The 19,907-nt window shown below is 38.0% G+C and carries 8 protein-coding genes; 1 reads left to right on the top strand and 7 read right to left on the bottom strand.

Translation table 11 applies throughout. From position 1 onward, the window contains the following. Nucleotides 1-38 precede the first annotated feature (38 nt). Nucleotides 39-6,080 (bottom strand): alpha-2-macroglobulin family protein, encoded by a 6,042-nt coding sequence (locus CYTFE_RS0108490; RefSeq protein ID WP_081735948.1) that lies wholly within the window; start codon nucleotides 6,078-6,080, stop codon nucleotides 39-41. 351 nt (nucleotides 6,081-6,431) lie between these two features. On the opposite strand from CYTFE_RS0108490, the gene CYTFE_RS0108485 reads away from it, so the two are divergent. Next, nucleotides 6,432-9,494 carry a VPS10 domain-containing protein gene (locus CYTFE_RS0108485; protein WP_027471459.1) on the top strand — a complete coding sequence of 1,021 codons (3,063 nt, stop codon included), beginning with the start codon at nucleotides 6,432-6,434 and terminating at the stop codon, nucleotides 9,492-9,494. A 152-nt stretch (nucleotides 9,495-9,646) separates the two neighbouring features. Here the strand turns inward: CYTFE_RS0108485 and CYTFE_RS0108480 are convergent, their stop codons facing one another. The 6 genes from CYTFE_RS0108480 to CYTFE_RS0108455 form a co-directional block, all read right to left on the bottom strand. Beyond that, nucleotides 9,647-11,074: a sulfatase family protein gene (locus CYTFE_RS0108480; protein WP_044214034.1), complete on the bottom strand. Its 1,428-nt coding sequence runs from the start codon at nucleotides 11,072-11,074 to the stop codon at nucleotides 9,647-9,649. 5 nt (nucleotides 11,075-11,079) lie between these two features. After that, on the bottom strand, nucleotides 11,080-12,198 hold the full coding sequence (locus CYTFE_RS0108475; protein ID WP_027471457.1) for a glycoside hydrolase family protein: 1,119 nt from the start codon (nucleotides 12,196-12,198) through the stop codon (nucleotides 11,080-11,082). Nucleotides 12,199-12,295: 97 nt separating this feature from the next. Continuing rightward, on the bottom strand, nucleotides 12,296-13,549 hold the full coding sequence (locus CYTFE_RS0108470) for a family 16 glycosylhydrolase (RefSeq protein WP_052343091.1): 1,254 nt from the start codon (nucleotides 13,547-13,549) through the stop codon (nucleotides 12,296-12,298). Between the two features lie 6 nt (nucleotides 13,550-13,555). Then, entirely contained in the window at nucleotides 13,556-14,638 is a 1,083-nt protein-coding gene (locus CYTFE_RS0108465) for a glycoside hydrolase family protein (protein WP_027471455.1), read from the bottom strand. 163 nt (nucleotides 14,639-14,801) lie between these two features. Beyond that, the gene (locus CYTFE_RS0108460; protein WP_027471454.1) at nucleotides 14,802-17,960 is read right to left on the bottom strand and encodes a glycoside hydrolase family 2; all 3,159 of its coding nucleotides are present in this window, start codon (nucleotides 17,958-17,960) and stop codon (nucleotides 14,802-14,804) included. Nucleotides 17,961-17,978: 18 nt separating this feature from the next. Continuing rightward, on the bottom strand, nucleotides 17,979-19,688 hold the full coding sequence (locus CYTFE_RS0108455) for a glycoside hydrolase family 2 protein (RefSeq protein WP_027471453.1): 1,710 nt from the start codon (nucleotides 19,686-19,688) through the stop codon (nucleotides 17,979-17,981). Nucleotides 19,689-19,907 lie beyond the last annotated feature (219 nt).

Here is a 19,907-nt window from a genome sequence, read left to right as displayed (position 1 = left end):
CGTATTATTCTCGCTTTGTAAACTATAATACCTCTGTATTATGGTTTTACTATATTTATTCTTAGCCCTTTGGAATGGGCACTGAACTCCGGTGCATACATACACTGCATAGTGGTTATTCCGTTAGAGAAGTATCCTGCATGTACAGCTCTTAAACTATATTCAAACACATAAACACCTTTACGCATATGGTCAATAAAGAAGTTTTGCGAGGCATCTTTAACGCTCTCGTAATAACCCAGGCCATCACGATATTTATATTGAGATACTGTGCTCATTGGCTCAAAACCAGAAGCCCGCATGTCCTTTAGATGTATATATTCATAGTCTCTATCGCTAAATATTTCTATTCTCACTACCACCTCGTCGCCTACTTTTATGGGTAAATCTGCTTGTATTTCCTTTAGTGATACACCTGTTTCTGCATATTCTTTTACGTAAAGTCTTTTGGTTATTTTTAGGTTTGTTTGGGCAGAAGTAATTTTGTCCAACTCTTCAAAATATTGCCAATAAGCAGCTCCCCATGCAACACCGTTATGGGTATTGTGTATTTTTAGCTTACCCATATCAGGTTTTATTTCATCGCCCGTAAAGCTTGTTTTCACATAGCCCGTACCTGCTTCTGCAAGTATATTTTTTAATTCCTCTAGTGGTTTTCCTCCCACAGTAAGCTGTAGAGGTGAGGTATTGTTCATTTGGTATTTATCTTGTAATATTAGTGCATAACAGGCGGCTACAGTTGCTTTTGTGGTTTTCCAGTCGGAGGTTTGTTTGTTGCGTAACAGCCATATTTTCATCTCCTCAATAGCAGTGGTATCATGACTTACTTCGTGAAAGGCTTCTATAAGCATAGCTTGTGTTTCAATGGGAGCCTGGTACCAATAGTAGCTATTGCGGTTATTACTCCAGTACATACCCATTTCTTTGGAGCGGATAGCCCTATTACTGAGTGATTTCACCACCTGTTGAGCAACTTTTTTGTCGTGGTTTCTCTCTAATGTAATGGCAATCATAGCTTGAGAATAGATATCTTTTGTAAGAGCATATTTTTTAGCCTGATGATAAAAATATTTGTAAGCTTCGCTTAGTGAAGGATTAGGTTCAACTGTGGAAAAGAAACTTTTACAATAAAGGTAATGTATGTGAATATTTGTTAGGTGATCATCATCCATCTTCAGTATTCCTTTTTTTTCTTGCTCTTGCAAGTGTTGGTAGTCCTCAATAATGCGTTCGTCCAGGTATTTTATTGCTTTGGATATTATATGGTTTACCTTTTGATTGTAGTTGGAACCAATGGCATGTAAGTGTTGTAGCTGAGCCAAACCCATGGTAATATGTTGGGTGATATATCTGTTGTCCGGCATTCCTTGGAACCATGCGAATCCACCATTGTTGGTTTGTTTGTCTTCTAATTTATGTAGTGCAGATTGCATCTGATGATGCATCTGATTTAGGTCGAAGAGCAGACTAAGACGTTTCTTACGTTCTGATTCATTTTGTGCATTTCGTAACCAGGGGGTTTCTTGAATGAGTAATTCTTTCAGCTCCTGGTTCTTCTCTAAATTAGAACTTAGGGCATCCGGTTGGATTGTTTCCCAGGTTTTAAAAACCTCACGAATACGAGGTGAGCTGTTGATGATTTTATAGGAGAGGGTGTTGGCAAAAAATCTGGAAAATACCTGTTCTGCGCACTCATAAGGATACTCCATAAGGTAGGGCATTGCTTGTATGGCATACCATGTGGGGTTAGAGGTGTATTCAATGGTGTACGATTCGTTGCGAAGAGTGCTGGAAGATTGATCTACCATTTTATCGAAGCGATAGCTAGCTATTTCATTGGGTCTCAACATAAAGGGCAGGCTTTCGGTAACTAACAGACTGTTGACCAATACCGGTAAAATATTTTCTTCGCCATCGCTGTGTTTATCAGCTTGTGCCATCACCTTGTAATGAACGGCTTGTATACCCGCTGGGATCACCAGCTTCCAGCGTACACCTTGACTTTGCTTTTTTGCTATGGAAAAGGGTATTTTTACATCAGATAGCAATAGAAGTGAATCGATTGCCTGATTGTTGATGGCATTATAAAGCTGTATATATGCCTTACCATTAATGGTGTTTTCACTAAGGTTATTTATTTTGGCAACAAAATAAAGCGTATCATTTTCCCGGAGGAATCTGGGCGTATTTACTTGTATAGATACATCTTTTTGGGTAATCAAAGATTGACTGATGCTACCGGTTTTAAAATCTTTGGTATGGGCAAAGCCCTTCATATTCCAGCGGCTTAAGGATTCTGGGATGGTAAAGTCTATACTCACTTCTCCTTTTTCATTGGTTTGTAAGTGAGGGTAAAAAAAGGCTGTTTCGTTGAAGTTCTTACGCGTCGCGATGGACGGAAGAAGAAGTTTATTTTCTTTTTTTTCCAGACTTATGGATGGTATGGTTTCTTCTTCGTCCAAAATCAAATTTTCCTCCATTTCTATATCATCGTCAACTATGGAGATTTCTTCAACCTGTTTTGCTGACACGGTACCTGCAAGTGCTTCTTTTCTTTGTTTCCTGAAGGCGATGGCACTGTGTTGGTAATGGGAATTGTAAGTTCCGTAGTAAGGATATCTTAAGTGCAGTGTCTCGTATACTTTAACTTGGTTGCGCAAAGTCAAGATGTTGGTTGAAATATAGTAAGTATTGGCTATTCGCTGTGTCAGATAAGCATTCCATTTGTGCCAGCTATGGTTTTTGATATTTATAAAATCGCTTTGCCATTTTAAAGGTGCAAATGCGTCTAAAGAGGCATCATAAAGAGTGGCCATCATTTCGGCGGTTTCTTTTTCACCGTTTTTGTTTTTGATGCTGAGTTTCCACTGTTCCTGTTCTCCGGGTAACAGTTTGTTTCTGAATGAAATAAAAGAAATGTCCAATTTTTTGTTGGTATAGGGAACGCTTACTTCTTGAAGTGATGTAAAAGCTTGTCCATGTGCTACTTGGGCAAATTGTACTGCGAAGCCACCCCGGTATTCTTCGGTAATAGGGATTTTTATTTTACTCACTTTTTTTCCAGGCCATAAATCTTTAGACACAATCACTTTGTCGCCATGTAATAATTCATAACGTATGGGGGCTTCGGTATTTAATGAAGCTACCCAAAATTCAGCTATATCACCTGGTTCACCACTTGTTTTAACAGGAATAATCCAATCTTTTAAACACAATGGCATTTGTGGTTTAGAGGAGATAACATGTATTATTTTTTGCCAATTAGCTTCCTGTTTATTACTGTCTTTAGCGCTTATTTTAACTAAGTAGTAGCCTTGATTAAGTTTAGAGAGTGCTTTTTGTAAGCCTTTGTTGTCGGCGTTACTTTTGTGGGAAGATGTAAAAACTGTTTTGCCCTGTTTCCAATTGTTAGGATCGTTTTCTTGTTTATAAACCCTGTTGGGGAAGAGACGCCTAAATTCTTCCTCCTCATATAAAAATTGATCGGGTGTTTCCCATGCACGATTAAACAATAGCTGCTGAGGGGCTATTAGTTGCGTGGTGGAAATACACATATCTGCATCTACCTTGCCTCCATTTATATTGTTGGTTTCTATTTGTAAAGCAGGTATAGCATAGTTAAAAATCACATCTGGTAAATTTGCCTTGATGAGCAAAGGAGATTGACTTACCCGTAAGATATGTGTGGCTGTTTTTGTTTCGCCACTGTCATCGGTTATATCAACTGTTAAATGATAGGCATATATTTGATTTCTGTCTTTAATATCATGGTCGGCCGTGAAATAGGCAACAGTGAAATCCCCGTCTTTATCGGTTGTTGTGTTTCCAACGGATATTACCTTGTCTTCTTGTTCAAAGTGATGATGATACCATTGCCAACGTGATTCTGTTTTTCGACTAATACGATAGGATATTTGGGCATGGCTGATGGGGTAGCCTGCATATGCTTTTGCAGAACCCTTTATTTTAACTGAGTCGTTAAAGCCATAAGTATGGGTGATAGGGCGATAGTTGATTTCAAATGTGGGACGTTTGTATTCTTCTACCCTAATTGTTTGGTAGGCGTAGTTACAGCGTAAGCTGAAACGACCATTTAAGAGTCCGGTTGGGATAGTAAAAGAGCCACTGAAGGTGCCATATTCATTGGTTTTTACTTGTAGGTTACCAAGTTCTTGTCCATTGGGATCGTGGAGGCTTACCTTATTTGACTTGTTAGCGATGATGCTGCATGTATCCCCATGCATATCCAGCATGAGTCCCTTAAAATATATGGTCTGTCCGGGACGGTAGATACTTCTGTCGGTATACAGAATCGCTTTACGATTTGCAGCACTGATGTGCGGTTTTCTATGGCTGTTGTAATCCCAGAGGATTAGCGTATCTCCTTGGTATGAAACAACCAAAGCTTTTCTCCTATAGTAGGAGCTGTTATCTCTATAATCAACATAACCATTGTTGTCGGTAAATAATTCGTCAGTCAGCGTATTTTTATACTTTCTATCTTTATTGTCGTATTCACTTTTATAAATCTGCAACTTTGCTTTTGTGGTGGGCATTCCTGTCTGTTTATTATATATAGAGTAACGTATTTTGTTGTCGTTAAGTGTTTTGCTTAGTAACAGTAGGTGGGTTGAATTATTGAGCGTAGCAATGGCGTTAATGCCTTGTTTTAGATCCTTATTATCTGAAGCGATGATGGTGTAGAAACCTTTTTCCAGCGATTTTATTGGAACTTCTATTTGATGTGTCCTATAATCATTTATAGGAGGTATTATTTGTGACCATTCTAAAATAGCTGTTTTTTGTTGGTAATAATCTAACTTGTTGAGTTGAGAAATACGGTTTTCTTTAAGATCATTTGACCACAGTTTATACACTTTAAAATAAACGGTGTCTAGGTTTTTGTAATTGATTTTTACCAGATTAGGAACATCAGGAGTTAATAGTTTTTCTGACTGGAGAGATAGTGATGGCTCTTCAATTTTTTGAAGTAATTGGGTAAATAGGGTGGCTTGTTTATGATGGGGGTATTGTTGAAGTACCTGCTTGCATATGCGGCTGGCTTTTTTATAATAATTGGTGGAACCTCCGGATTCCAGCGTATAAAAGAAGTAAGCCAGTTGGTACTGTACCCTTATTTTCATATCCGGGTTGGAGTTTTGTTCACTAAGTTTTAGTAAGGAGGTCTTGTAAAGTAAATCTTTTTGTTGGTGTGTGCTTTTGTTATAAACGAAGTTCAGGCGGTTTAATTCTAAATCAAGCAGTGCTTCATATGCTTTGTTTTTTAGGTGATAGTGTGTTAATTGTTGGAATATTTGCAAAGATTTAAAGATCAGGTTAAGAGAGTCATTACTTGTTAACTCCTGGGTAACAAAATCACTGGATAAACTAAACAAGCATGGATCACATACTGAAAATACATTGGCCGGAGATGTTAAACCGGTTTCATCATTAGCATAAAGAGTTAGGGCGCGATGGCTCAATAAATCAAGTACGGTGGGTCTGTATTTACGGGTAGTAGAATCTCCTTGTAATAAATATTTGAAAGTATCTATGGGGGTTTCATATAATCGGGAAGGATTTTCAAGGGAATAGTTTATTTCGAGAATGGTCTCACTGATGATTCTTTTTAGATCCCAAGTCTCCAGGTTATCTCCTGCATCTTTTTGTAGGGTAGTACGTTGGTGTATTCTCCATCGGTTTTGTTGATAATATTGCCAATATAGATTTCCTAGTATAGAATGAGCGATTTGGTTGACTGGAAAGTCCATGTTTTTTGTATCGCTTTTTAATTGATGAATAACCTTTACCAAGGCATTTTCTTCGTAATGGTATTGGTTTACCATACGGCTGTCTATGGCACGGAGTTGTTCGATATACTTTTTATCTTGTATAGCACGATCGAAAATCACATCGTAAACATTGGCTGCCTCCCGTGGGAGTCCTTCCTTTTCTAAAGAATCAGCTAACTCAAATTGCATATCGTACCAGCTGTCATGTTTTATGCTTGTGTTTTGTGTCAGGCAGTTCTGCGCTGACATGAGAATAATAAGGGCGAGTATTAAAAAATGGTTTAGCATAGTATGGTGCTTATGGTATAATGAAATACAATGATATAATTTATGTTGAACCCGGAAAATGCATTAGAAAATCTATTACAAATTAAAATTGCTGCCAATCAAGTCTCCTGTTAATTTGTTTCCTATGGTTCCATAAAAGTAAGGAATTATATTATGAATTTGTTTACCCTATTGTTGTATATGCTCAAGAAAATAAAAAGCAGCATAAATAGCTTAGTCGTCTTCTTGTTCAGTAAAAGTATAGCCGTTTTGAGAGGTTAGACAATTATTACCCACCTTTTTCTTCTAAAATGTCACCGTGTTTAGCATTGTATTTTATCAATTTTAGCATTGTTATTTTAAATCAGAAAAATGAAAAATCGAAAGTTAAAAATGAAAGCAGGAAATAGGATGCTGTGGTTTATCTTGAGCACCCTTCTCGTGTTTCAATCGTCGCATACTTATTCTCAGTTTTGGGATCAGTTGAAAAATGAACGCGTAGAATCAGGGAATACCATTGTTTGGGAGCAAGTATCACCAGGTAATTCCGGATTTGCCAACCTTTTACGTTACCATCCAACTATTCCGGGTAAGGTAGCTTTTTGTCAGGATATGTGGAATCACTACCAAAGTGATAATAATGGCGAACGTTGGTATAGTACAGTTGATCCCGATGGAGATGGTTCTTTCGGGCGTATGTTAGATATAGAGTACTCGATGAGTAATCCTAAGTTGGCTATAGCCATAGCTACATCGGAGTTATGGGTGTCAAATGATACGGGACGCACCTTTAGGGTGGTTCCCAATTGTTTGTGGTATAAGTTAGATACCGACGGAAGTGATAAAGAGGGGTGGAAAAGGAAAGTGGCAGCAGTCGCGATCGATCCTAATAATGCTGATGTATGGTTTGTGGCCGGAGGTACAAATGTACGTGGACAAGATTGGATGTCTTGCTATCAGGATGTGACGGCGGCAAATCCTCATGGTAAAAGTTCAGATTATGAGGGAAAACTTTATAAAACAACAGATGGTGGAGAAAGCTGGTCTTTAGTAAATAATGGTCTGGATCCTAAGGCCCAGATAGGTCGTATCATCGTTAACCCCAAAAATTCACAACAGGTTTTTGCATCTTCTAATTATGGGGTTTATAAATCTGATAATGGAGGATCCAGTTGGATACATATTTCGGATGGTAAGTTGGACAATGATATTATCATGGATATGGATTACTATTATGATGAAGTAAGTGGTAATTTTCTGTTATATGTCATCGATCAGGTTCAGTACTTGGCAAACGGCAATACGACTTTGTGTACCGGTGGTGTTTTCCGTTCTGAAGATGAAGGAGTAACGTGGATAAATATGAATGGGGACTTAGGTTTGGATATTAATCGTTTATCAGGAGGTGTACCAGCTAATTATTATAAGTATATAGCCATGTGGTTTGGCATTTCTGAAAGTGAAGCTAAATCTACCTATCCGGAATTGCCAACCAGTGCTCTGCAATATTTTAATATGCTCAGCACAGATCCTAGTCGTGAGGGTGCGGTGTATATTGGCTTTGCCGATCCCCAGGTGGCGAACTCTATTATGCCTGGTCGTGTATGGACAACAAGTAATAATGGAGCCAAGTGGATTAATACGGCTCGGTTATATGAAGATAGCTGGGAGAAAGATAAAGACTATTGGGAAGAACGAGGTAATCCTTGGAATGAGAATATGGAGGTTGGTCACGCATCCCCACATATGCGGTTTGGCAGTGATTATGCATTACGTTCCACTAGAGGCCTTGATGTGGGAGTGGATGGTAGTGTGATGATTATTTCTGACCACAGTACGATGTTAAGTACTGACCACGGTGCTACATGGAAACAGGTGGATGAAGATTATACTCCGTCAGGAGCTATTGTGGGGCATGGAAACAGTAATTTGCCAGCTTTGACTATTGCACAGGATCGACGATATGAAACAACGCTTTTGGGTTCAGGGGAACATAATTTGTGGATCCCGGTGGATGATAGTCCGGATGAACGACAGGCTATTAAATTTGTGAGTAGTACACAGCCTACAGTGAGTAATATTGCATTTGATCCTTACAATGCAAAAATAGTCTATGCCACCTCCAATAGACAAGAAAATAAGCAGAACATATTTAGGAGTATCGATGGCGGTGAGCATTGGGAAAACTATGGCGTTGCAACACCAGCAACCAATAAGTGGTTAGATGATTTTTATACCAATGGGCTTACTATTGACCCCATAGAAAACCAATTTATGTATTTGGGTATTACTAAAATAGTGGATGCCAATAAAAGTACAAAGGGAGGTTTCTTTTATTCTGATGATTACGGTAAAACTTTTCATCAAAGTAACAACGGTTTACCTTCTCCAGCTCGAATTAATGATATTAAATTTGATCCGCGCGATTATTCTATGGCATCTTTATTTGTAGCGGCAGAAAATTACGAGTTCACCTACGACCTGCCTCAAGCTGTAGGAGGCTTGTATCATTCATCCAATAGAGGAGTTAGTTGGACTAAGGTGAATACTCCACCAGAGGTGAAAGGTGTTCAATTTATTGAGATAGATCATACCAATCGTATGTATATTACAACAGGGTACAGAGGTGCCGGAGCTGGTGTTTGGTATACGGATGATTTTGGAGATAACTGGACGCAGATTTTTGAGTATCCGGGTACAGAATGTATTGATGTGTCGCCATTTGATCATAACCTGATTGTTGTAACTTGTAAGTTTATGTCAAAAAATCCAGGTGTGTATGTTAGTAGAGATCGGGGTAAAACTTGGGCTAAAAGCAATAAGAATATTGTGATACCTCAAGAAATTGAAGATGTGAAATTTGATATATTGAACCCAGGAAAAATGTGGTTAGCGACCTTAGGGACCGGTTTTTATCGTGGTACTATTGAGGATGGAGATGAAGTGCAAGTTGTTAAAATAGCTCCCTCAGTTGTTGATATAGGCGATAAAGCTCCAGTTCAGTTGAGTGCTTCTGTTATAAACGCTGACTTCAACGGAGAAACAATCATATGGAAGTCGGAGAATCCGGAAGTGGCCACCGTTGATGTAAACGGATTGGTGACACCGATAAAAAAAGGACATGTTAAAATTTGGGCTACAACAGCGGATGGACGGTATGCTGATTTTAGTGTGGTGACTATTCATCAAGATGTTGCAGTAAAGGAATATGGTGCAGATGAACTTTATGTCTATCCTAATCCTGTTAAATCTGAATTAAAAGTAAAAAATCTGAATATTTATTCTTATGCCGAAGTTATTAATATTGCGGGGCAGAGGGTGAAATTATTTGATTCTAATAAGGCATTTATTGTGGAAGATCTGCTACCAGGTATTTATGTGTTAAAAATTAATGGGAAAACACACATGCAGTCTTTTCGATTTTTAAAGATTTAAATCAAAGAATGCATTAGGAATTTATTGTGAATTAAAATTGCTTCCAATCAAGTATTTTTAATTCTCATTACAAAGTTCTAATACATCTATCCGGGTTTTAGTCTATCTTTTAAGTTAAAATAAGGGCACGATACTATGGTTGTATCGTGCTCTTATTTTAGTAAACACTTCTCCCAATGTTGAAGAATTTCTTCATCGCTGGCATCTTCTGGTAATCCTTTTTTCTTCAATCCTTTAAGCAGAAATAAATGAGAGCCTTGTTTTGCTTTAATTGTTGCTTGGGGCGATTCTTGCACTGTGTTATTTTCAATGCTTATCAGGGTGTTTTGTAGTTTTTTGCGTAGTTTTTTTAGTATATTTTGATAGTTTGGGTTGTTCGAAATATTATTTAATTCATTGGGGTCATTACTTAAATCATATAGCTCAAATTCGGGTCGGCTTTTTGCCATAAACTGGTTATATGGCGCTTTTAGTTCTCCATTTTTATCCATTATTTTATACAAAGTAAAGGCTGGATATTGTAGTTTCTTGTATGATGTGAGTTGCATATAAGGAAGCGCTGGCATACGATTCCATATTAATTTATAATGGCCGTTGCTAATGGAGCGAATATTGTCCACCGCATCTCCACAGCGTTGTCTAAAACCATATACATAGTTGCGTTTTTTTCCACCAAGGATGTCTTTTCCATGCATGTTTTTGGGGATATCAATACCTGCATATGCCAAAGAGCTGGCAGTAACATCTATCAGGCTAATCAAATCTTCTCTTTGGGTACCTGCTTTTGCCTTATGGGGATATCGGATTATTAGAGGAATTTGGAGGCCGCCTTCGTATAACCATTGTTTATCGCGAAGGTGTGGGCGGCCATGATCACCGAATAAAAAGATAATGGTATTATCTAATAAGTTTTCTTCTTTTAGTCGCTTGAGTATATAGCCTACTCTTTTATCGGCGGTTTGAACACTCTCTAAATACATGGCCCAATCGGCACGTAAGAGCGGATGGTTCGGGTAACACCCAGGTAATGTTAGGTTATCGGGGTTGACAGGGTTCTCTTGATCTCTCACAAAAGTACGATGCGGTTCATGTATCTGTATTTGTGCGAAAAATGGCTGACCTTGGGCACGTTGATTCCAGTCTGTGCCGTCAAAAAAATCGTGGCCTGCAAAGTTGTAGTCTTCTTTGCCTTTTTGATTCATGGCATGCGCCCATCCGTTTGTGCAAAAATAGCCTTCTCTTCTAAATATCTCCATCACCGGAAGGATACCATCGGGTAGGGGTTGTTTGTCTACTGTTCGATGATTTAAACAGTTGATGGTACTGGGGTACATGCCTGTTATTTGAGATGAGCGACTGGCTGAGCATACCGATGCATTGGAATAGGCATTTTTAAAGAGCACTCCCTCCTTAGCCAATTGATCCATGTTGGGAGTATATACATCAGGATTGCCATAACAAGTTAATTCACGACCCAGATCATCACAGTTTATCCAAAGTATATTTGGTTTCTTCTGTGCCGAAATATGCAAATCAATCCAAAGGATACTCAGAAGAATTATAATCATTTTTAGTTTCATGGGGGTTATTGTTTAGGGTATTCTTTTTTAATGATGATGGGAATTTGTATGTTAAACGATTGACGTACATAATTTTCATCATAGATGTCTGCCGCACAAATTAAAGCAATAGGTTTTCCGTCTTCGATCAATACCTGAGGACGTTCCAGATGATCGAATTGTTGAGTGGTACCATCCTGCCAGGTTACTGTACGATCAGAGATATGAAAGTTTTTTGCTTTTTTCCAATCGATACCGTTCGTTGAATCGTAATGCACGAGTGAAAAGATGCGTCTTTTACCTTGGTGTTGGATATATTTGACGATAGCACGATATTTGCCGTCAGCATACCAGATATAGGGATCTTCGGCTGGAAAACGCACCCCTTCTTCTAAAAATATTGGATTGGGATATTTGGTAAATGGACCAGTAGGATTGTCTGCAATAGCTACCATGTGAACCACAGGTCCTCCTTGAGGAAGAGAAAATTGTTTTCCTACGGCCTTATATATCATTAGTATTTTTCCATCCGGCATTTGGCACACAGAGGGGTTGGAAGTCATTAAAGCGTCATGGGCTGTTGAATCGTTGTGCGTGATATCCAGTACGGGGTTAGGAAAGCGTTTCCAAGGACCACTGGGATCATCAGCAACCGCCACACCAATACGTTGATTGTTTCGGTGTGTCCAGTTGATACGAGCTTTGCCGGGTACACTAACAATTTTTTTGTCGCCAACGTTTCCCATATAGTATAAATAATATTTCCCATTGAATTTATGTATCGTAGGGTTATGGGTGGCAGATCCATCCCAATAATCGGTGCTTCGTTCTGGTAAAGCTATTCCTACATGCTTATAGGGGCCAAAGGGTGATTTTGCAATTGCATGGGCGATCTCTGAGTAATTTACCCATTCCCAGCCAATTTTTTTAGGCCAGCGTGCGTATAGCATGTGGTAAAGCCCATCTTTTCCTTTAACCACTGATCCTCCCCAGTGACTAACGGTATCACCTCCACTAAATACTGCGTGTCTGGCTACTTTACCTAATTCTATCTTATAATCTGGAATTTGTTTTGTTTTTTCTTTATGAGTGGTGTTACATGCAATAAACAAAAAGGTTATTGTTATGATCATTAAGTTTTTCATAGCTTTATAATTTTCTTTTAAAGGCCATATGGAACTCACCAAAACTAATCATACTCCTGTGTGAGAAATACTTTAGTATGGCTCGTTTCATGCTTGTTTATTTTTGTTGATAATACTTTACATAGTCAACTTTCATGCTTGTACCATCTATGGCATCGGTCACCGGGCCAGACCAAGGGATAATTGCCAAGCTTAACCATATAGGTGTTTCGCTATAGCAGAAGGAGTTAACTTCTCTTCGGATTTCTTTTCCATCAAAATAAAAAATAATTTCTTTTTCATTCCATAATAAGCCATAGGTGTGAAATTCTTCTGCAAAATTGTAACTCTGGGTCACATCCAATTCTGTAATATCTATCCATTTACCATTTTTGAAGTACTGTAACTGATAATTACTCATTAGGCCGTGCCAATTATTATGTTTGTCTTGCCATCCATTTAAAAATTGAATACATCCGATTGTGATGTCTTCATCCCATTCAAATTGGACCCATTTTTCACCCATTTCTTGGGTGCTCCAAGCAGACTTGGGATTACCATCTGTCAGTTTATTTTCTGACTGATTGTTTTTATATGAACCGCTGGATGTGATTTTTACATTTTCTGCTGAAGCTAAATTTTTTAATCCGGCTATGTCTTTGTGGGCTGTGGGTGACATCACATCGGGGTACTTACCATCATTTACTCCATAAACGCGGAACTCGCCTATGTTAAACCGTGCATGGTTTCTGGATGTCAATCTGACTTTCTTGACAGATATGGGAATTTCCAGTTGAATAGAATAACCTGGTTTTGCCCCAAAAGGAAAACCTTTATGGTAGGAATAATGTGTTTTTTTTCCTTGCTTGTCAATGGTTATGTCGGACCATTGATGAATATTGGTATTTACCTCGTTGGGATAATGTCCTTCGTTTATATCGATTTCAAATCTTTTTCCTTCAGTAGGTTCATTACCTTTGGTCATTAACCAAAATGAATTATTGGTGGCTTCAGCTGCCGCATATTTGTAACGACATTCAAAATACCCGTATTTGAAGCGTTTTTTGGTCCAGATGTTTCCTGCAGTCCATTCCTGTCCCCCTCGTTTTTCTTTTCTGGCCTGAAGTTCAAGAACACCATTCTTTACAACAGCATTCTCTCTCCAGCGGCTACATAAAATATGCCCACTTGGTCCATTCTGACTTTCCCATTTATTATCTAATTGTGGATCTTCCTCATTGAAATCATCGCTCCACGAGAGGAACCAATTTTGCGTAGTATCAATTGAAGAGGGTAGTTGGGCATGGATGTTTAGGCCAATGACCTGTATGCCAATGATCAATATTAAACTTCTGTAAATATTTTTTTTCATGATTTATTATTTTAATGGGATTTGAACATTCCATGCATGTATTACCCCCTTTGAATCAATCGTATCAGCGGCACAGAGTAAGGCAATGGCTTGACCATTTTCTTTATATATTTGGGGGCGTTCCAAATGATTTAATTTTAAATGTTTACCGTTTTTCATATTTAGCTCAAGCTTTGAAACCAAAGGTTTAGAAGCCAATTTCCAGTGGAAACCGTCGTTTGACTCAAATAGCACCAATGCTTGGCCTGCACTGGTAAATGCGCCGTGCATATCTTTTACGATGGCTCTATATTTTCCATCCTGATACCAAATAGAAGGGTCTTCAGCCGGAAAGTCATGACCTTCGGCTGTAAATACCGGAAAATCATATTTTTTAAATGGTCCAGTAGGGTTATCGGAAGTAGCAACACAATGAACAACAGGTCCACCGGCTATTCCTTTCTTCTTTTTTCCAACCGCTTTATATACCATCAAGTAGGCTCCATCCGGACCTTGGGTAATGGAGGGATTGCTTACCAATAAAGCATCCATAGCTGTGCTGTCGGAGCTTACATCGATTAAGGGGGCATCAGAGCGTTTCCAGGGACCATTGGGATTATCAGCTACAGCTACGCCGATACGTTGATTATTACGGTGTTTCCAGTTGTACTTTAACTTACCTGGCACACAGGGATTTATTCCATCGCCCGTATTTCCCATATAGTATAGGTAATATTTTCCATCAAACTTATGAATAGTGGGATTATGAGTACACAAACCGTCCCAATATGTTGCACCTCGGGCTGGAAGCACAATGTCTTTATGTTTAAAAGGGCCAAAGGGAGATGCGGACACAGCGTGTGCAATCTCAGAATGGGTAACCCAAGCCCATCCCAAATTTTTTTTCCATCGAGCGTAGAACATGTGATAAAGACCATCTTCACCTTTTACCAATGAGCCTCCCCAATGGGTTATGGTATCGCCGCCGCTAAATATAGAATGTTGGGCAACCTTACCCAACTGTAGTTTAAATTCTTTTGATTTTTTTGAATGCGTCTGACACGAATTCATTGTCAGTAAGATAGCTATGATAGCAATTAAATATTTCATGATATATCTTTTAAATGTCATTATGAATCTTGCCTTTATTACAGGCGAATATAGTTCAGTGTTGATTCCTTAGGTATTTTTAGATTTACAAATAGGTATACATGATGGGGTATACTTGTTTGTTGAAATGCAATACAATCTACATACAAATGTAAAATAGTTATTAATGGACTTCCACTATCTCCGACCATTTGCTTTCTCCATTCTTTGTCATTCGCTTCATCTTAAAATAAACTTTTTCTTCTGCTTCTACATCTATCGATAGCATACCTCTTACGTTTGAGGTAAATATTTTATTCAGTTTTTTTTCGTCGTTTCCATATTTTATGGTGTATATTCCATCGTTAAAATCGCTGGAGTATCCAATGACCAATTTGTGATTACTTATAAAAGCATCCCAAATAATAGGAGGTAAGCTCTTTGTGGTTGTACTAGCTTTAACTGTTTTAGATGCTTTACTAATTCCTTTGTCATTTGTGGCATATAGTTGGAAGCTATATTCCTTGGTGTCTTCAAGGCCTTTAATATCTATATAACGATCAATTGTTTTGTAAGATTCTTTTTCTTCTTCATTATTAGCTGTATACTTAACGAAATATTCAGTAGCATTAGGTACATGATTGAATTGGATTCGCACTGCATTTTTTCCCGCAACGATATTTGATATTTCAGGTGTGATTGCTTGTCGGAAAGAGACTGTTTTATCAAAACGGGAATAGTTTGTGGGTGTTACCAGGCTGACCCTTAATTCCAATAGGTCGGAGGGTAATGCCTTCCATGAAATAGTACCTTGCCATTCTTTGTCCGCTGGTTTTATATCAGGCAGAAGAATATAGTTATCGAAAATTGTTTGACCTTTACTATTTTTAAATTGGTAGACTAATTTATAGTTACGCATGGTATGACTAGGGTAATCGCTGACGCTTCTTACAGGGATTCTTACATTGGCAGTGTTTTTCTCAAAGTCAATATTTGAGATTTCGATATCCTTTACCGGTGCATGTTCTTTTTTTATGCGTGGAAATAGCCTTCTTTTTTGTCTCCATGAGGTAATTACTCCCCACACCCTGTTTTCTTCAGCTGTTGTACCTGCATATCCGCTTCTGTAATCATTGAAAGTCCACATGGATGTTCCAATCACAAATTCGTTTTTATGTCTGAAATGGTTGATCCATTCCGAGAAAATTTCCTTATCAGCGTCCAAGGCTGTTGAGGGAAATGGGTCGAAACCAAACTCAGATATAAAAATAGGTTTGTCGGGCCATTTAGTTCTTAAGGTGGTTAATATCTCTTGCGGATCACCTTGCCAACGGTACATATTGTGCATGATTAAATCTACATGAGTATTTGCATCGGTTTGGGGAGTATATTCTTTTTTCCGTCCTGAATTACTTACACAGGTAAGTAGTCGATAGGGATCCAAATCTTTTTTTACATAATCAATAGCTGCTTTAGCATATTCATAATGGTTATTTAATTCGTTACCAACGCTCCAACCAATAATGCTGGGGTGATTTATGTCGCGTTCAATCATTCCTTTTAGCCAATATTTAGCAAGAAAGTAATTTTTTTCTTTTACAGATATGCCATGTTTATCGGTAAGTCTCACATAGGGTTCATCGAGCATTAAAATTTCCTCATTTTCGCTGTCAAGCTTACTGTTTGTTTCTTTTTCAAATTGAGCAAGTGGATAGTAGTTGGCCCTAAATTCATCATTATCCAGATCTCTTACATTGATTTCTTCAAAAATCATTATTCCTTTTTTATCGCATAAATCAATGAGTTTTTCGTTTTGTGTTCCGTGCATAATTCTCATAAAATTAGCGCCCGCTTCTTTCATTAGGTCCACATCCTTTTCCAGCACTTCTAATGGTTCCGAAGAACCCCAAAAACGGTGTTCACTTACTCGGTTAAATCCTGCCAAGCGAACCGGTTCTCCATTGAGTAACATTTGAGAATCTGTTAGCTCTATTTTTCGTATTCCAAAATAATCTTGTCGTTGATTTAAGATCGTTTTCCCTTCTGTAATACTTGTTTTTACCTGGTAAAGTTTAGGGTTGTCAAAATGCCATAATTCCACATCTTTTGATTTTAGCATTGTTTCTAAGTGAATGTCATTTGACGTATGAGGATCTATTTCGAGGCTGCCCTTTAAGGTTCCTATTCTTTTTTCGTTGAGAATTTGAGCGTTTACTTGTATTCTTCGTTTTTGCGAAGAATTATTCTCTACTTTTACCTTTAATTTTATCAGTGCGGTACCATTTTTTAGATTTGGTTCTGCATGGATGTACTGATAGTTAATTCTAATATCTTTGTTCCTTGTCAGTCTTACATCTCTGATGATTCCCCCCCAGTTCCAAGTAGCTCCTACGATGGCACTGTTATCGGCTTGAACAACAATGACATTCTTGCCTTCGAAGTTGAGGGCTTCGGTCACATCAAATTCAAATGGAGTAAAGCCACCTCTATTTATTCCCATAAATTTACCGTTCAGATAGACCCTGGAAAGATGATAAACACCGCCAAACTTTAAATAATATCTTTCATCAGAATTTTTAGTCCAGGACGCTGGAAGAACCAGTGTTTTTCGATACCAACCAATGCCGGTATAGTTTGAATATTCATTTAGCATTCCCCAATGTCCTGGTACCGTTAGCTGGTGCCAATCAGTGTCATCAAAATTACTTAGATACACTTGTTTAGGTTCTTCTTTTGCGCGTATATATTTTTCTTTTGATATTTCTCTGAACATGACTGCATCAGCAGCAACAGTGCCACTTACAATGGCAGTGAGCTCCACATAGTTTTTATGGGAAGTGTTAAATTCATATATACCTAGGCTATTCCATTCTCCACAGAATACTCTTTGACTTACATACTTGGTGGTGATGCCACCTGCATGGTTTATATTATATTGAGCTGTGAGGTGAGATGCAAATGGATATTTTGTAAAAACCTCGTAGTATCCAGACTTTGTGAAATGTGGGTAAAAACGGACATATGAACTATCTGAGTGACCACCTTTTTGTAGGTCAGTTAATGAAAAATAGTGCTGCCTATAGTCGGTACCATAAAATTGGGTGTCGCGCGCTCCTTTTTGAGAGGTCTGCCATTTACCTTGTACCTCAACATTAGGATCCTGGTTGTCTATCACAAGATCACTTGCTGTTTCTTGAATATTCATGTAATTAGAACCCTCGCCATAGATGGTATGAAACTTCCAGTTTCCGTTTAAAGATAATTGCTCTTTATTGGAACGATTTTGAGCGTTAATAGAGCTAAAAAGGGTTAGTATTACACATGTAATTTGTAGATATTTCATTTTTTAATTAATAGCATATTATTGATTCCAATTTTTGTAGATTTCTTTTAATTGCTGATAAGCAGTCTTGGGTTTTCGCTGTTCATCCACTACTCCCCATTCACGAAAGCCGGATTCCGGCGTTCCCTTATAGTTGCTCCGATAGTCGTTATAGCACCAGTAAGATATGCCAACCAAATAAGGATATGTTTTCATTTCATTCATATACCTTATCAGCCTATCCTGAAGCATTGCATCAGGAGCTGGTCCTATTTGATTCAGGCCTACTTCAGATAAGAAGATAGGTTTACCTGGAAAATTTTCATGCGTTGTACGTACTGCTTGGGGGGAGTTACCATATGAATTTAAGCAAATTAAGTCTACTTTATCAATGGGTTCATTACTGTAGTTTACACCTTCACTATAGCAGGTGAGACTGACGTAGGTTTTTAGACGTGTAGTGTCTAGGATATCGATATAATCAAGCATAGAAACAATATAATCGTGCTGAGCAGATGTTAAAAGTTTTTTCCCCCAGTTAGGTAGTGAATCTCTTAACTCATTGCCCACGCTCCAACCAACTACGCAAGGGTGGTTATAGTCTCTTTCAATCATTTCCTTTAGCCATTTTTCGGTAAGGGGATTGTCAGGAAATGATTGAGGATCATCATTACCCCAAACAGGAATCTCCTCGATGATTAGAAAACCGATACTGTCACATAGGTTTAATAAATTTTTAGATAAAGGAGCATGCATTAATCTGGCAAAATTGCAGCCCATTGACTTAATGTCGAGCATATCCTGTTTGACTAACTGATCGGGTTCCGTATTTCCATAGAGGGGGTGGTCGTGAATACGATTTATTCCGTTCATTCTGACTACTTTGTTGTTGAGGAATAATTGTTCTCCACGAGCCTCCAGTTTGCGAATGCCAAATTGATTGGAGAGAGAACCAAATACTTTTCCTTTTATTTCCAGTTTGCTGTTTAAGGTATATAACTTTGGGTTATCGAAATCCCATAATTCATAATCCGAAAGTTTATTTTCAAAAGTCACTTCTTCGGTTTTGGTCTGGTGACCATCCAAAGATATTTTTGTAATGATGGGGTCTGACTTATCTGAAGTTTTCGAGATAATACGTCCTTTGTAGTTTTTACAGGAGTTGTTTTCAAGTTTATATTTAAAGATAAACTTTACGCTGTTTGCATCAAAATCTGGGATAGCCGTAATATGCTGATAGATCATTCTAACATCATTGCTAACATTTAGGGAGACATCACGACTAATTCCTCCCCATGCCCACCAAGCTCCTCTTTTGTATGAATTATCAGCCATCACCAATACTGTATTAGGCTTGTCATAATTTACTATGTCCGAGATGTTATACTCAAAAGGAGTATAGCCTCCAATATGTTCTCCCAATTGTTTCCCATTAACCCAAACTTTTGAAGTTTGATATACAGCATCAAATTTAATATACACTTGCCTGCCTTTCCAAGAAACAGGCACTTCAAATTCTCTTTGGTAATATCCTTTTCCTACATATGTGGCATATTTGTCCATCACATCCCAGTTGCCTGGAACTGTAATGCGATCCCAATGGATTTGATAGTTAGCCAGAACTTCATATTCAGTTTGGGTGTTAGATGCAAAAAAATTCCATCTTCCATTTAACGAAATAGAAGGCTGTTGTGCTGTTGTGTATATGTGAATGCTGAATGCAATTATTATTAGATAGATGTATTTCATATGTTTATAATTTGTTTCTTAATGGTCATATGGAACTCGCCGTGATAATCATTCACCTGTGTGAGAGGTCACTCTCATGGCTCGTTTCATGTTTAAATTTATCTTTCAATTGCCATATGGAACTCTCGATGAATTTTAATCATTCTCCTGCGTGTATTTTAGAATGCTAAAATTCATGTTCGTTTCATATATTCTAATTATCTTTTATAAGGTGTTTCA

Origin of the sequence: Saccharicrinis fermentans DSM 9555 = JCM 21142 (genome assembly GCF_000517085.1) — a bacterium.
In the GTDB taxonomy this organism is placed as follows: Bacteria; Bacteroidota; Bacteroidia; order Bacteroidales; family Marinilabiliaceae; genus Saccharicrinis; species Saccharicrinis fermentans.
Note: the sequence above shows the minus strand (reverse complement) of the source record. Positions and strands in the feature narration are given on the sequence as shown.

Bases quoted from the DNA above. Each gene is read 5' to 3' on its own strand.
- CYTFE_RS0108475 (WP_027471457.1), bottom strand. From the start codon at position 12,198: ATGAAAAACTTAATGATCATAACAATAACCTTTTTGTTTATTGCATGT.
- CYTFE_RS0108465 (WP_027471455.1), bottom strand. From the start codon at position 14,638: ATGAAATATTTAATTGCTATCATAGCTATCTTACTGACAATGAATTCG.
- CYTFE_RS0108460 (WP_027471454.1), bottom strand. From the start codon at position 17,960: ATGAAATATCTACAAATTACATGTGTAATACTAACCCTTTTTAGCTCT.
- CYTFE_RS0108490 (WP_081735948.1), bottom strand. From the start codon at position 6,080: ATGCTAAACCATTTTTTAATACTCGCCCTTATTATTCTCATGTCAGCG.
- CYTFE_RS0108470 (WP_052343091.1), bottom strand. From the start codon at position 13,549: ATGAAAAAAAATATTTACAGAAGTTTAATATTGATCATTGGCATACAG.
- CYTFE_RS0108480 (WP_044214034.1), bottom strand. From the start codon at position 11,074: ATGAAACTAAAAATGATTATAATTCTTCTGAGTATCCTTTGGATTGAT.
- CYTFE_RS0108485 (WP_027471459.1), top strand. From the start codon at position 6,432: ATGAAAAATCGAAAGTTAAAAATGAAAGCAGGAAATAGGATGCTGTGG.
- CYTFE_RS0108455 (WP_027471453.1), bottom strand. From the start codon at position 19,688: ATGAAATACATCTATCTAATAATAATTGCATTCAGCATTCACATATAC.